The sequence below is a fragment of the Pseudomonas vranovensis DSM 16006 genome, from assembly GCF_000425805.1.
GTDB lineage: Bacteria > Pseudomonadota > Gammaproteobacteria > Pseudomonadales > Pseudomonadaceae > Aquipseudomonas > Aquipseudomonas vranovensis.
In genome coordinates this window covers 64014-76635 of the sequence record NZ_AUED01000011.1, presented here as the reverse complement: position 1 = coordinate 76635, position 12622 = coordinate 64014, and the positions used below count along the sequence as shown (strand labels likewise).

The following is a 12622-nucleotide window of genomic DNA, read 5'->3' as shown; positions in this document are numbered from 1 at the left end:
TCACTCAAGGCCATTCACGGTGGCTGTACTGCCGGGGCTAACCCCGAAAAACAAAAAAAGGCGCCTGGAGCCGAAGCTCCAGGCGCCTTTGCCTGGTCGTTTTGTGTAGTTCCGGTGCAGATCGCCATTGACCCGCGAGAACGTTGTATTTCGATAAAAGCAGGGAGCGTGCCAACTGCCGAACACCCCGTGAACCGGGGGTTTGGCCGTTCAGCCGGCCGTCATCACCGACCCAGGCTGGTGCAGCACTCCCCCTTATGGGGCACCCTCAATACACGTCGCGCAGGTAGCGCTTGCTGCGGCTCAGTTCGCTGACATAGGCATCGGCTTGATCGGCACTGAGCGCACCGTGCTCGCGGCTGATCTGCTTGAGCGCCGCCTCGACATCCTTGGCCATGCGTTCGGCATCGCCGCACACATAAAAATGACCGCCCTCCTCCAGCCAGCGCCAGAGCTCGGCGCCCTGCTCGATCATGCGTTGCTGCACATAGATCTTCGCCGACTGGTCACGGGAGAAAGCGGTGTCCAGGCGAGTGAGATGCCCCTCGCGCTGCCACGCCAGAAGCTCATCGCGGTAATAGAAATCGGTGGCCGCTTTCTGTTCACCAAAGAACAGCCAATTGCGTCCGCTGGCGCCCTGCACCTGGCGCTCTTGAAGAAAGGCGCGAAACGGCGCAACACCGGTACCAGGGCCGACCATGATGACAGGCGCGTCGTTGTCTTTGGGCAAGAGAAAATGTTGCGTCGGCTGGGTGAAGATTCTCGCACTGCCCTGCCCAAGGCGATCGGCCAGGTAGGTCGAGCACACGCCTTTGCGCTGGCCATAGCGGACCGTGGACATCGTCAAATGCACCTGGCCTGGGTGGAAGCCGGGGCTTGAACTGATCGAATAGAGCCTTGGCTGCAAGGGCTTCAACAGGCTGAGCCAGGTGTCCAGCTGCAGTTGCACCGGGTAGGCCTGAAGCAGGTCGACCAGTTGCCGGCCCCACAGCCAGTCCTTGAGCGCGAGCGTGTTTTGCGGCATCAGCAGTTGGCGCAACGGCGCATCATCAATGTGGCTGGCCACAGCTTCCAGCAAGGCCGGCGTGATGCGGGCAATTTCCAGGTGATCGGTCAACGCCTCGAACAGCGGCATGTCGGCCAGGCCCTTGAGGCTGACGCAGCGGTTGCCATCCAGCCCGCTGGCCGCCAGAAACGCCTCTACCAGCGCCGGGCAGTTACGCGGCCAGACACCCAGTGCATCGCCAGCCTGATACCTGAAATCACTGTCGGCCAAGTCGAACACCACTTGCCGGGTTTCCTTCCCGGCACCCGGACTGTTGAGCAGGCGATTGTCCAGCAGGCGCGCCGACAGCGGTGCCTGCTTGCTGAACCCCTCACGGGCAGCAGGGGCCATGCCGCCCAGCGCCGATGCGCCTTGATGGCCGAACTTGGCCAGCAGCGCCTGCAGCCATTGCCCCGCGGGCTCCAACGGATCGCCTTCGCAATCGACTCGCTCCAGCAGGCGCCGACCACCCAGGTCTTGCAGGCGCTGGTCGAGCTTGCGACCGAAACCACAGAACTGCTGGTAACTGGAATCCCCCAGGGCCAGTACCGCATAAGGCAGGCCCGCACACCGCCGGGAATGCTCACCATGCAGCCCCTGCCAGAAGGCCGCGCCGCTGTCCGGTGCGTCGCCATCGCCAAAGGTGCTGGCGATCAGCAGTAAGCTGGCGGGGTTGTCCAGTTGCTCAAGCGCCACATCTTCCATGCAACTGAGCTGCACCGGCAGCCCGACCTGGCGCAGGTGTTCGGCGCAGCGTTCGGCCAGCGCCTGGCCGTTGCCGGTTTGCGAGGCCCAGAGCAGCAGATGCTGATCGCGAACAGACACCAGCGGTGCCACTTCAACTGCTTCGATACGCTCACCGGCAACCCGGCTCAAGGCCACCGCGCAGTACTTGAAGGCCGGCTGCAACGACACCGGGTCTACCGCATCGCTGGTGACCGCGTTGATCGCGAGGTTGTCGCCAAACGTATCGTTCCAGTGAAACGGCGCAAAGCAGTTGCCCGGCAGTACCCGCGTGGTGATCCGTGCCGGCAGCACCGCCTGGCCACGGCGCGAGCGCACCTGTACCTGATCCTTTTCGGCGATGCCCAGGCGCGCGGCGTCCTCGGGATGAATCTCCACAAAAGGCCCGGGGTCGAGTTTGTTCAAGGCCGCCACCTTGCCGGTCTTGGTCAGGGTGTGCCACTGGTGCTGGACGCGCCCGGTGTTAAGCACCAGGGGGAAATCGTCATTCGGCATCTCTGCGGGCGGCAGGCAAGGCCGTGCGAAGAAACGCGCCTTGCCGTTGCTGGTAGCGAAGGCGATGGCGGGCACCTGCCCCTGCCCATCACGCAGCAGCGCCTGGCTGACACCGTCGTTGCGATAGCGCAGCGGGCTGCGTGGATTGACGCGCTGCGGCTCGCACGGCCATTGCCGCGGCGCCTCGCGCAAGGCGCTATAGCTGGCGCCGCGCAGGTCATAACCAGTGGCCGGGTTCCAGGCCTGGCGAATTTCCTCGAAGACCGCCTCCGCACTGTCGTAGCTGAAAGCTTCGGCATAGCCCATGGCACAGGCGATCCGGGCGATAAGCTGCCAGTCGGGCAGGCTCTGGCCCGGCGGTTCGACTGCCTTGTTCATCAAGGTCAGGTTGCGCTCGGAGTTGACCATTATCCCCTCGCCTTCGGCCCAAAGTGCGGCAGGCAGGAGGATGTCGGCATAGCGGTTGGTTTCGGTATCGAGGAAGGCATCCTGGGTGATCACCAGTTCCGCCGCCTGCAAACCATCGATGACCTGCTGGCGATTGGCGACGCTGGCCACCGGGTTGCTGCAGATAATCCAACAAGCCTTGATCGAGCCTGCGGCCAGGCTGTCGAACAGAGCTACGGTGCCGTCACCGGTCTCACTGCGCAGGCTGTCTGCGGGGAGGTTCCACAACCGTTCGACAAAGGCGCGATCCGCATCCACCAGGGCAGAACGCTGGCCCGGCAGGCCCGGCCCCATGTAGCCCATCTCGCGCCCGCCCATGGCATTGGGCTGTCCGGTCAACGAAAAGGGACCACTGCCCGGCCGGCAAATAGCGCCGGTGGCCAGGTGCAGGTTGCACAGCGCGTTGGTCTGCCAGGTGCCGTGGATGCTCTGGTTCAGGCCCATCGTCCAGCAACTCATCCATTCCGGAGCCTGACCGATCCAATGAGCGGCCGTGCGGATGTCGGCTTCGGCAAGGCCAGTGATGGCAGCGACCCGCGCGGGGGTGTAGTCCTCGAGAAAGGCCGGCATCGCCTCCCAGCCGTCGGTATGGCGGGCAATGAAGTCGGCATCGCTATGGCCATTGCTGTGCAGCAGGTGCAGCAGGCCATTGAGCAAGGCCAGGTCCGTACCGGGCTTGATCTGCAGGAACAGGTCGGCCTTGTCGGCGGTGGCACTGCGCCGGGGGTCGACGACAATCAAGCGGGCGCCGGCCTTGAGCCGGTCAAGCAGGCGCAGGAACAGAATGGGGTGACAGTCGGCCATGTTCGCGCCAATCACCAAGAACACATCGGCGCGGTCAAAATCCTGATAGCTTCCCGGCGGGCCGTCGGCACCCAGTGACTGTTTATAGCCGCTGCTGGCGCTGGCCATGCACAGCCGTGAGTTGGATTCGATATGGCGGCTACGAACAAAGCCCTTGGCCAGTTTGTTGACCAGGTACTGGGCCTCCAGCGACATCTGCCCAGACACATAGAACGCCAGGGCATCCGGGCCATGCTCGTCGATAATTGCGCGTAGGCGCCGGGCGGCCTGCTCGATAGCAGTATCGATGCCGGTCTGCACCGGATCGCGCTGGCGCAGTTCTCGGACATAGGCGTGCCCCATACGCCCAGACTCGCGCAGCGGCTGATGCGATGTCAGGCCCTTGGTGCATAATCGGCCAAAATTGCTGGGATGCTGTTTGTCACCGCTGACGTTGGTCACCCGGTTGCCTTCAACCGTCATGACAATGCCACAGCCCACACCACAATACGGGCAAACACTGCGCACGCTGGTGCTGCTCATCTGCCTACCTCCTGCTTGCGCAAACAAAAAGGCGCCCTGCTGTTCTGGCTTGTGAAAACAAGTCAGGGCAGCACGGCGCCTTTGTCGTGAACGGAGCAATCTGCGTTGATTGCCGGATAGACAGGCAGTAGCAAAGGTCGCGCCAGCTTGCGCAGCCCTTTAATCGCGGGGTTTCGAGCGTAACACAGCGCCACGGACGCACCGCCTTGGGGACGTGCGCACCATGCAGAGGCATGCGGGGTGGAAAAGCCGAACGGCAGAAACAAAAAAAGCGACCCTAAGGTCGCTTTCTTTGTGGCTTCCGGGTGTTCAGTGGGCCCTGGAAGCTAAATATGGCGCAGCGGACGGGACTCGAACCCGCGACCCCCGGCGTGACAGGCCGGTATTCTAACCGACTGAACTACCGCTGCGCGATACACTGAGAAGTGGTGGGTGATGACGGGATCGAACCGCCGACCCTCTGCTTGTAAGGCAGATGCTCTCCCGGCTGAGCTAATCACCCTTCGTCTCGGTGTGGCGCGCATTCTACGGAGCACCGAACACTCTGGCAAGCACTTTTTTAAAAAAATTTTTCAGGCGTTCCAAAGACTTAGCGGACTTGGCCTGAAGTGCCCGCTCGGAGAATAATGCCCTCCTTATGTGTTGAGGAGAGATTCACCCCATGTGGTTCAAAAACCTGCTGACCTATCGCCTGACCCAGGATGTCCCGTTCGATCCCGAAGCACTGGAAACCGCTCTGGCCAGCAAGCCGGCGCGTCCTTGCGCCAGCCAGGAGTTGACCACTTACGGTTTCGTCGCGCCGTTCGGCAAAGGCGAGGATGCTCCACTGGTACATGTCAGCGGTGACTTCCTGCTGATCGCGGCACGTAAAGAAGAACGCATCCTGCCCGGCAGCGTGGTGCGTGATGCGGTCAAAGAGAAGATCGACGAGATCGAAGCCGAACAGATGCGCAAGGTCTATAAGAAGGAGCGCGACCAGATCAAGGACGAGATCATCCAGGCCTTCCTGCCGCGTGCCTTTATTCGCCGTTCGATGATCTTCGCTGCCATCGCCCCCAAGCAAGGCCTGATCCTGGTCAACTCGGCCAGCGCCAAGCGTGCCGAAGATCTGCTCTCGACCCTGCGTGAAGTGATGGGCTCGCTGCCGGTACGCCCGGTCACCGTGAAGATCGCCCCGAGCGCGACCATGACCGACTGGGTCAAGACCCAGCAAGCGGCCCCGGATTTCTATGTACTGGACGAGTGCGAACTGCGCGACACCCACGAAGACGGCGGCATCGTGCGCTGCAAGCGCCAGGACCTGACCAGCGACGAGATCCAGCTGCACCTGGGCACCGGCAAAGTGGTGACCCAGCTGTCCTTGGCCTGGCAGGACAAACTGTCGTTCGTGCTCGACGACAAGATGGTCATCAAACGCCTGCGCTTTGAAGAGCTGCTACAGGACCAGGCCGAAGAGGACGGTGGCGACGAAGCCCTGGGGCAACTCGATGCCAGCTTTACCCTGATGATGTTGACCTTCGGCGAATTCCTCCCAGCGCTGTTTGAAGCACTGGGCGGTGAAGAGATTCCGCAAGGGGTCTAATCAAAGCAGGAGCGGGCTTGCCCCTCGATGGTGATGTGCAGGTCGCATCGCTTCGCGGGGCAACCCGGCTCCCACCGCAACTGTGCAAGACAGTTGCTTCCAGCTGGCTTGCTCATCATTTACAAGTTGGGCACTATATTGCCCACTGTGAGGACGGCCTCACGACGCACCGCGTGACCGCTTCGGGGACGGCCCCATCAACCTGATGGAGACTCCGCATGTCCTGGATCATCCTGTTTTTCGCCGGCCTGTTCGAAGTCGGCTGGGCTGTCGGCCTTAAATACACCGACGGTTTCACTCGCCCCCTTCCCACTGTTCTGACTGTCGCTGCCATGGCCATCAGCCTCGGCCTGCTGGGCCTTGCCATGAAAGAGCTGCCCCTGGGCACGGCCTACGCCATCTGGACCGGTGTCGGTGCGGTCGGCACGGTGATCGCCGGCATCATCCTGTTCGGTGAATCCATGGCGCTGGTGCGCCTGCTCAGCGTTGCCCTGATTGTCACCGGCCTGATCGGCCTCAAGGTCAGCGCCAGCTGACCTTGCCCTTCGCTGTCAGCGCAGTTCGCCTCGCAACTGGCTGACGCGCTCTCGCAACAGTGCCGGCTGCGCTACGTCTACCGGGACTGCTGCACCGGCCACCAGGGTCACCCTGGACCACAAGCGCCGAAAGAAACCCTTGCCCGGATCGCGGCTGAAAAAGCTGCCCCACAAGCCCTGCAAAGCCAGCGGAATCACCGGTACCGGTGTCTGTTCGATGATCCGGCTTACCCCGCCCTTGAACTCATCGATCTCACCATCACTGGTCAGCTTGCCCTCCGGAAAGATACACACCAGTTCACCCTCGGCCAGGCAATCGGCAATGCGCTTGAACGCCCGCTCGTAGATCTCGCCATCTTCATGGCGCCCGGCAATGGGAATGGCACCTGCGGTACGGAAGATGAAGTTGAGCACCGGCAGTTGGTAGATCTTGTAGTACATGACAAACCGGATGGGCCGGCGCACTGCCCCGCCAATCAGCAAGGCATCGACAAACGACACGTGGTTGCACACCAGCAGCGCCGCACCCTCCTCCGGAATCTGCTGCAGGTCGCGGTGCTCGACCCGGTACATGGAATGGCTGAGCAGCCAGATCATGAAGCGCATGGTGAACTCGGGGACGATCCTGAAGATGTAGGCGTTTACGCCAATGTTCAGCAACGACACCACCAGGAACAACTGGGGAATGGTCAGTTCGGCCAGGCTCAACAACGCGATGGTGACAATTGCCGAGACCACCATGAACAACGCATTGAGAATGTTGTTGGCGGCGATCACCCGCGAGCGCTCGTTAACCGCGGTACGCGACTGGATCAAGGCATACAGCGGCACGATGTAGAAGCCGCCAAAGACGCCAAGACCGACAATCGCCAGCAAGATCCACCATGCCTCGGTCATGCCCAGCAGAGTCAGCCAGTCATGGGGCGTTGCCGCTGCCGGCACATCGCCCGAATGCCACCACCACAGCAGGCCGAACAGGGTCAGTCCAAAGGAGCCGAACGGCACCAGGCCAATCTCTACCTTGTGCCCACTCAAACGCTCACACAACAGCGACCCCAGGGCGATGCCCACCGAGAACAAGGTCAACACCAGGGTGACCACGGTCTCGTCACCGTGTAGCCAGTCCTTGGCGTAGGCCGGAATCTGCGTCAGGTAGATCGCACCGACAAACCAGAACCAGGAGTTGCCGACAATCGAACGTGACACCGCAGGGGTCTGGCCAAGCCCCAGGCGCAAGGTGGCCCAGGATTGCGTAAAGATGTTCCAATCCAGCTTCATCTGTGGCGACGCTGCGCTCGCGCGCGGAATCCACCGGCTCGACAGGTAGCCCAGCGCGGCCACCAGCACCACGGCGCAGGCCACCACCGGCGCATAGTGGGTGCTGGACATCATGACCCCGGCGCCAATGGTCCCGGCCAGGATCGCCAGGAATGTGCCCATCTCCACCAGGCCGTTACCCCCAACCAGCTCTTGCTCGCGCAAGGCCTGCGGCAGGATCGAATATTTGACCGGACCGAACAGTGCCGAGTGCGTCCCCATGGCGAACAACGCCAGCAGCATCAACGCCAGGTGGTTGGTCAGAAAACCGATGGCACCCACGGCCATGATGCCGATCTCGGCCAACTTGATCAGGCGGATCAGCGCGTCCTTGGCGAACTTTTCGCCAAATTGCCCGGCCAGGGCGGAAAACAGGAAGAACGGCAGGATGAACAGCAGCGCACACACGTTGATCCAGATCGAACGGTCACCGTCGATCGCCAGTTTGTAGAGAATGGCGAGGATCAACGACTGCTTGAACAGGTTGTCGTTGAAGGCACCCAGCGACTGGGTAATAAAGAAGGGCAAAAATCGCCGCTTGCCAAGGAGGCTGAATTGCGAGGTTTGACTCATCGTCCGTGTACCTGAGTGGGGCTTTGTCATTGGAGGCGCGCAAGCCGAACAAAGCCACAATCACTCAGGTAAATGCAATCTACTTGTTGAGCCCGGCAATGCAGGGTGACACGAACAACTCACCCCGCCAGGCGCCGCGCAAGGTCAGACTGCCGACCAGCAGCCACAGGCCGGCCAGGGCCACTACCAGCACCAGCCCCATGCTGTGGAAGAAGGCCAGCCCCAACCAGGCGCCCAGCTTGAGCGTTGCCAGGGTGTACACCCCCAACGGGAAGGTGAAACCCCACCAGCCCAGATTAAAGGGCATGCCGTGACGGATGTAGCGCAGGGTAATCAGCACCGCGGTGAGCAACCACCACAGTCCGGCCCCCCACAACACAATGCCGGCGACCAGTCCCAGGCCACGGGCAATCTCACCCAGGCCACCCAGGCCATTGGCAGCGAACACGGCTGGGGCATCGGCGCCCAGCACCAGCATGCCCAGTGCCCCGGTACCGATCGGGCCCAGCGCCAGCCAGCTCGACGCAGCCATATTGGCGTGGGGCAACTTGTGCAAGGCCATGCGCAGCATGAGGATGGTCAAAATGCTGAAAGCCACTGGCAACGACACCGCCCACATGACATAGCTGGTGATCAGCACCAGGAACTGGCTCTGCGCATCGATCAGGTGCGGCGCCAACAGGCCGCCGCTGGCTGCCGCTACTTCGGCGGCGACCACAGGCAGCAGCCAGACGGCAGTCATCTGATCGATGCTGTGCTCCTGGCGGGTGAACATCAGGTAGGGAATGGCCACGCCGCACAACAGGGCCAGGCCCACATCGAACCACCACAGCGCTTCGATCCACGGCACGATGCCCTCGCCCCAGCGATTGATGCCGAACAGCAAGGCGCCGTTGAGAATGGTGGCCAGCCCCATGGGAATGGTGCCGAAAAACATCGATACGGTGGAGTGGGCGAAAATCCGCCGTGCCTCATCGAAAAACAACACCCAGCGCGCGGTGTATAGCACGCTGAACAGGACGAACAGGCCCACGGTCAACCACCACAGCGCTTCGGCCAGGCTGTGCAGACGTTCCATTCCCACCTGCATCAGCGCCAGCGCGAGCACCCCGGTGCCCATGGTCGCGGCGAACCAGTTGGGGGTGAATTGACGGATCACTTCACGCGGGTGAGCCAGGCGGTTCAGTGGGCGCAAAGATGAAGTGGCGTGTTGTTGCAGGCAAGTCATGGTCGGTTCTCCTGTCCTCCGGTGAGGTCAACCAATCTTATGCGCTCAAAGAATATCCATATAACGGGTATTTTCTCTATCTGTTATCTATTTCATAGATATAGAACATCCTGTTACACCCCTTCTACAGGAAGGTATGCTGGGCGTTGGCGGCTCCACGCAATAACAACAAGGACGTGACAATGTTCGACGCCATGAAGCGCTATGCACCCCAGGTTCGCCTGCTGCTCGCAACTACGTTTACCCTCACCCTGGCCCGGGCGATCACCCTGCCCTACCTGGTGGTTTACCTCTCGGAAAATTTCGCCCTGGATGTCAGCGGTATCGGCCTAATAATCGGCGGTGCGCTGATTGTCGCCTCGCTGCTGAGCCTCTACGGCGGCTACCTGATCGACACCCTGCGCAGTTTCACCGTGATCATCGTCTCGACCCTGACCTTCACCGTAGCGTTCATCGGTGCGGTGATCAGCCGCGAACTCGGCTTGTTTTTCATCTGCCTGGTGCTGATCAACCTGGCCCTTGCTGTGGTCACTATTGCCGCCAAGGCCGGCTTCTGTGCGCTGTTGCCGCTGGAGCAACGCGGCGAAGTGTTCGCGATCAAATACACCCTGAACAACGTGGCCTATGCAGTGGGGCCGTTCATCGGCGTGGCGTTGGTAATGTTCGACTATCACTGGCCCTTTTTGCTCTCGGCCCTCCTGGGCCTGGCAATGTGCCTGTGCTACCGGCGCTGGGGCGAACGCTCGGCACGGACGCAGCTCGATGACAGCCCCCAGGCCGGCTTCCTCAGTGTGGGCGTGCAAATGATCAGGGATCGACGGCTGATCTACTTCACCCTGGGCGGTGCGCTCAGCGCCGTGGTGTTCGGCCAGTTCACCGCCTACCTGTCGCAATACCTGGTAGTGACCAGCAACGCCAGTGAGGCCGCCCGCTATATCAGCTACCTGGTAGCCACCAACGCCGTAACCGTTATTGCCCTGCAGTACGTCATCGGTCGACGCATCAGTACCCGTCGCCTGATTCCCTGGCTGATGGCCGGCATGACGCTGTTCCTGGTCGGGCTGCTGGGGTTTTCCATGGCCCAGTCACTGCTGGCCTGGTGCCTTGCCATGGTGGTCTTCACCCTGGGCGAGATCATCGTGATCCCGGCCGAGTACATGTTCATCGACAGCATTGCCCCGGAACACCTGCGCGGGGTGTATTACGGCGCGCAGAACCTGTCCAACCTCGGCGCGGCACTTGGTCCGGTGATCTGCGGGTTCGCCCTGGCCCACCTGGTACCGGTGGCTACCTTCTATCTGTTGATCGGCGCGGTGTTGCTGGCAGCGCTGTTCTACTCTCTGGGCGCTCGCACCAGCCCTCGTCAGGTTGAGCAGGCTGTCACCGAACGTTGACCGAACAGGCCGGTACAGGCCAGCAGGCACAATGCCAACAGGCCAATCAGATACCCTTCGCTAGTGAACATCAGGCCGAACTGACGTACCAACAGGCCTGCCAGCAGCGCCGGCAGGCTGAAGGCCAGGTAGCTCAGCACGTAATAGGCTGCCATCAAGCCGGCCCGCTCATGGGCCTGGGCCAGTGGCAGGGTACTGCGCAAGGCGCCGAGAAATCCGGCGCCAAAACCACAGCCAGCCACGAGTGTGGCGACGAACAGCCCCCCGAGCAGGCCACTTTGCAACGCCAACAACATCAACACGGCACCACTGCCTAACAGCAGCGTCCCCAACCGTAGCACCCGCAACGGCGCCCACCGGCGCACGCTGAAAATCGCCAGTGCCCCGCTCAAGGTCAAGGTAGCAACCACCGCACCACCGGTAAGGCTGGAGGTGGAGCCGGTGGCCGCACGTACCATTGACGGCAACAGCGACAGAGAGAACCCACCCAGGGCCCAGACCGCCACGTTCACTGGCAGCATCCGCCACACGGCGCGCCGGGCCTGGGGCGGTACGCTCATGGTGGGACGCAATGCCGCGAGCGCACCTGGCTGACGGGTGACGCTTTCCGGCAAGCGAGCCAGCAACAATGCCAGCAACACGAACAGTCCCAATAACAGCCAGTAGGCCAGCCGCAGTGGCCAGGCGGCGTACGCCACCAGCAGGCTGGTACCCAGCGCACCACAAGCCATTCCCAGCAGCGGCGCCAGGCTGTTGACCAGCGGCCCCTGATCGCGGTCGGTGTCGAGCAGTGCCGCGCCCAGCACGCTGGTTGCCATGCCAGTGGCAAAGCCCTGCAACACCCGCGCCGCGAGTAGCCAGGCGACGCTGTCGGCGACGATGAACAGCGCCATGGCCAGGCTTTCGAGCAATAAGGCCGCCAGGATCAGGGGACGACGGCCCAGGTAATCCGACAGCGATCCCACCGTCAGCAACGCCGCCAACAGGCTCAGGGCGTACACGGCGAAAATCAGGGTCAGGGTTGCTGCCGAGAACTGCCAGGCCTCCTGATACAGGTGATACAGCGGTGTCGGCGCACTGGACGCGGCCAGAAAACCGAGCAGGCCAACAGCCAGGTACAACGCGGAAAAACGACGGGACAGTGGCGAGGGGGACGCGAGGGTCATGGGCGAGCTCCAGCAAAAGCTAACTGTTAGCTTTTGCAAAGTCTGCGCGCCTCCACGCCTTAACGCAAACCCTTTGTGTTAAGGTCTGACGCATGCCAATAAAAGAAGGGATTCGCACGGGTGGCCGCAGTGCCCGTGTGCAGGAATCAGTCCATGCGGCCGTTCGCGCCTTGCTTCAGGAGCAAGATCGCTCGACCCTGACCGTTCCACAGGTTGCCGCCCGCGCCGGTGTAACACCCTCGACCATCTACCGACGCTGGGGAGAGCTGGTCGCCCTGCTGGCCGATGTTGCCCTCGAACGCCTGCGCCCGGATACCGCGCCCGCCGACACCGGCAGTTTGCGCGGCGACCTGCTGGCCTGGGCCGAACAGTACCTGGACGAAATGAGCTCGGACGTTGGCCGCAACATGATGCGCGACGTGATCAGCAGCGCCTGCCCTGGCTACTGCACGCGCATCCTGCGCAGCCAGTTGCAGGTGATTCTGGCGCGGGCCGAACGCCGCGGCGAAGCCCTGCCAGACCTTGACCGGCTGCTCGACCTGCTGGTGGCGCCCACGGTATTTCGTATCCTGTTTGCCGAAGCCCCACCGAGCCTGGAACAACTGCACGGGCTGGTCGACCTGGCCCTGGCCTGAGCCACCCTGCGACGCTCTGCCACTGCGACCATGGTCGGCGCTGACGAAGCGCCAACGGCGTGCCAGACTGATTGATCGAGGTTCGCCGTTACGCCTGCGTTGCCCCAACGGCTGTTCCACCTTTTCGCTTCGGA

The 12622-nt window shown here is 62.1% G+C and carries 8 protein-coding genes and 2 tRNA genes; 4 read left to right on the top strand and 6 right to left on the bottom strand.

Annotated features, from left to right (window positions below; genetic code table 11):
• Positions 1 to 268: 268 nt before the first annotated feature.
• From H621_RS0111900 to H621_RS0111890, 3 genes are all read right to left on the bottom strand, one after another.
• Positions 269 to 4057: a bifunctional nitrate reductase/sulfite reductase flavoprotein subunit alpha gene (locus tag H621_RS0111900; protein WP_028943617.1), complete on the bottom strand. Its 3789-nt coding sequence runs from the start codon at positions 4055 to 4057 to the stop codon at positions 269 to 271.
• A 333-nt stretch (positions 4058 to 4390) separates the two neighbouring features.
• Positions 4391 to 4467, bottom strand: a tRNA-Asp gene (locus H621_RS0111895).
• Between the two features lie 16 nt (positions 4468 to 4483).
• Positions 4484 to 4559 (bottom strand) — tRNA-Val (locus tag H621_RS0111890).
• Positions 4560 to 4718: 159 nt separating this feature from the next.
• Here H621_RS0111890 and rdgC point away from each other — a divergent pair.
• A complete protein-coding gene (gene rdgC / locus H621_RS0111885) occupies positions 4719 to 5639 on the top strand; it encodes a recombination-associated protein RdgC (RefSeq protein ID WP_028943616.1) in 921 nt (306 codons plus the stop codon).
• Positions 5640 to 5857: 218 nt separating this feature from the next.
• On the top strand, positions 5858 to 6175 hold the full coding sequence (gene sugE / locus H621_RS0111880; RefSeq protein WP_028943615.1) for a quaternary ammonium compound efflux SMR transporter SugE: 318 nt from the start codon (positions 5858 to 5860) through the stop codon (positions 6173 to 6175).
• Positions 6176 to 6190: 15 nt separating this feature from the next.
• On the opposite strand, the gene H621_RS0111875 is transcribed toward sugE, so the two are convergent.
• Together H621_RS0111875 and H621_RS0111870 are read right to left on the bottom strand one after the other, a co-directional pair.
• Positions 6191 to 8065 (bottom strand): MFS transporter, encoded by a 1875-nt coding sequence (locus tag H621_RS0111875; RefSeq protein ID WP_028943614.1) that lies wholly within the window; start codon positions 8063 to 8065, stop codon positions 6191 to 6193.
• Positions 8066 to 8144: 79 nt separating this feature from the next.
• Positions 8145 to 9293, bottom strand: coding sequence for a TDT family transporter (locus H621_RS0111870; RefSeq protein WP_028943613.1), 1149 nt, complete (start codon positions 9291 to 9293; stop codon positions 8145 to 8147).
• A gap of 182 nt (positions 9294 to 9475) precedes the next feature.
• Between H621_RS0111870 and H621_RS0111865 the strand changes: the two genes are divergently transcribed.
• On the top strand, positions 9476 to 10687 hold the full coding sequence (locus H621_RS0111865) for an MFS transporter (RefSeq protein WP_028943612.1): 1212 nt from the start codon (positions 9476 to 9478) through the stop codon (positions 10685 to 10687).
• Here the strand turns inward: H621_RS0111865 and H621_RS0111860 are convergent.
• Positions 10657 to 11853, bottom strand: coding sequence for an MFS transporter (locus H621_RS0111860; protein ID WP_028943611.1), 1197 nt, complete (start codon positions 11851 to 11853; stop codon positions 10657 to 10659). The genes H621_RS0111865 and H621_RS0111860 overlap by 31 nt on opposite strands.
• Positions 11854 to 11945: 92 nt before the next feature.
• Between H621_RS0111860 and H621_RS0111855 the strand changes: the two genes are divergently transcribed.
• Positions 11946 to 12488, top strand: coding sequence for a TetR/AcrR family transcriptional regulator (locus tag H621_RS0111855; protein ID WP_028943610.1), 543 nt, complete (start codon positions 11946 to 11948; stop codon positions 12486 to 12488).
• The last annotated feature ends 134 nt before the right edge of the window (positions 12489 to 12622 follow it).

What these genes read in the sequence shown, in the direction of transcription:
- H621_RS0111900 (WP_028943617.1), bottom strand. Translation starts at nt 4,057, where the DNA reads ATGAGCAGCACCAGCGTGCGCAGTGTTTGCCCGTATTGTGGTGTGGGC.
- H621_RS0111870 (WP_028943613.1), bottom strand. Translation starts at nt 9,293, where the DNA reads ATGACTTGCCTGCAACAACACGCCACTTCATCTTTGCGCCCACTGAAC.
- H621_RS0111860 (WP_028943611.1), bottom strand. Translation starts at nt 11,853, where the DNA reads ATGACCCTCGCGTCCCCCTCGCCACTGTCCCGTCGTTTTTCCGCGTTG.
- H621_RS0111875 (WP_028943614.1), bottom strand. Translation starts at nt 8,065, where the DNA reads ATGAGTCAAACCTCGCAATTCAGCCTCCTTGGCAAGCGGCGATTTTTG.
- rdgC (WP_028943616.1), top strand. Translation starts at nt 4,719, where the DNA reads ATGTGGTTCAAAAACCTGCTGACCTATCGCCTGACCCAGGATGTCCCG.
- H621_RS0111865 (WP_028943612.1), top strand. Translation starts at nt 9,476, where the DNA reads ATGTTCGACGCCATGAAGCGCTATGCACCCCAGGTTCGCCTGCTGCTC.
- sugE (WP_028943615.1), top strand. Translation starts at nt 5,858, where the DNA reads ATGTCCTGGATCATCCTGTTTTTCGCCGGCCTGTTCGAAGTCGGCTGG.
- H621_RS0111855 (WP_028943610.1), top strand. Translation starts at nt 11,946, where the DNA reads ATGCCAATAAAAGAAGGGATTCGCACGGGTGGCCGCAGTGCCCGTGTG.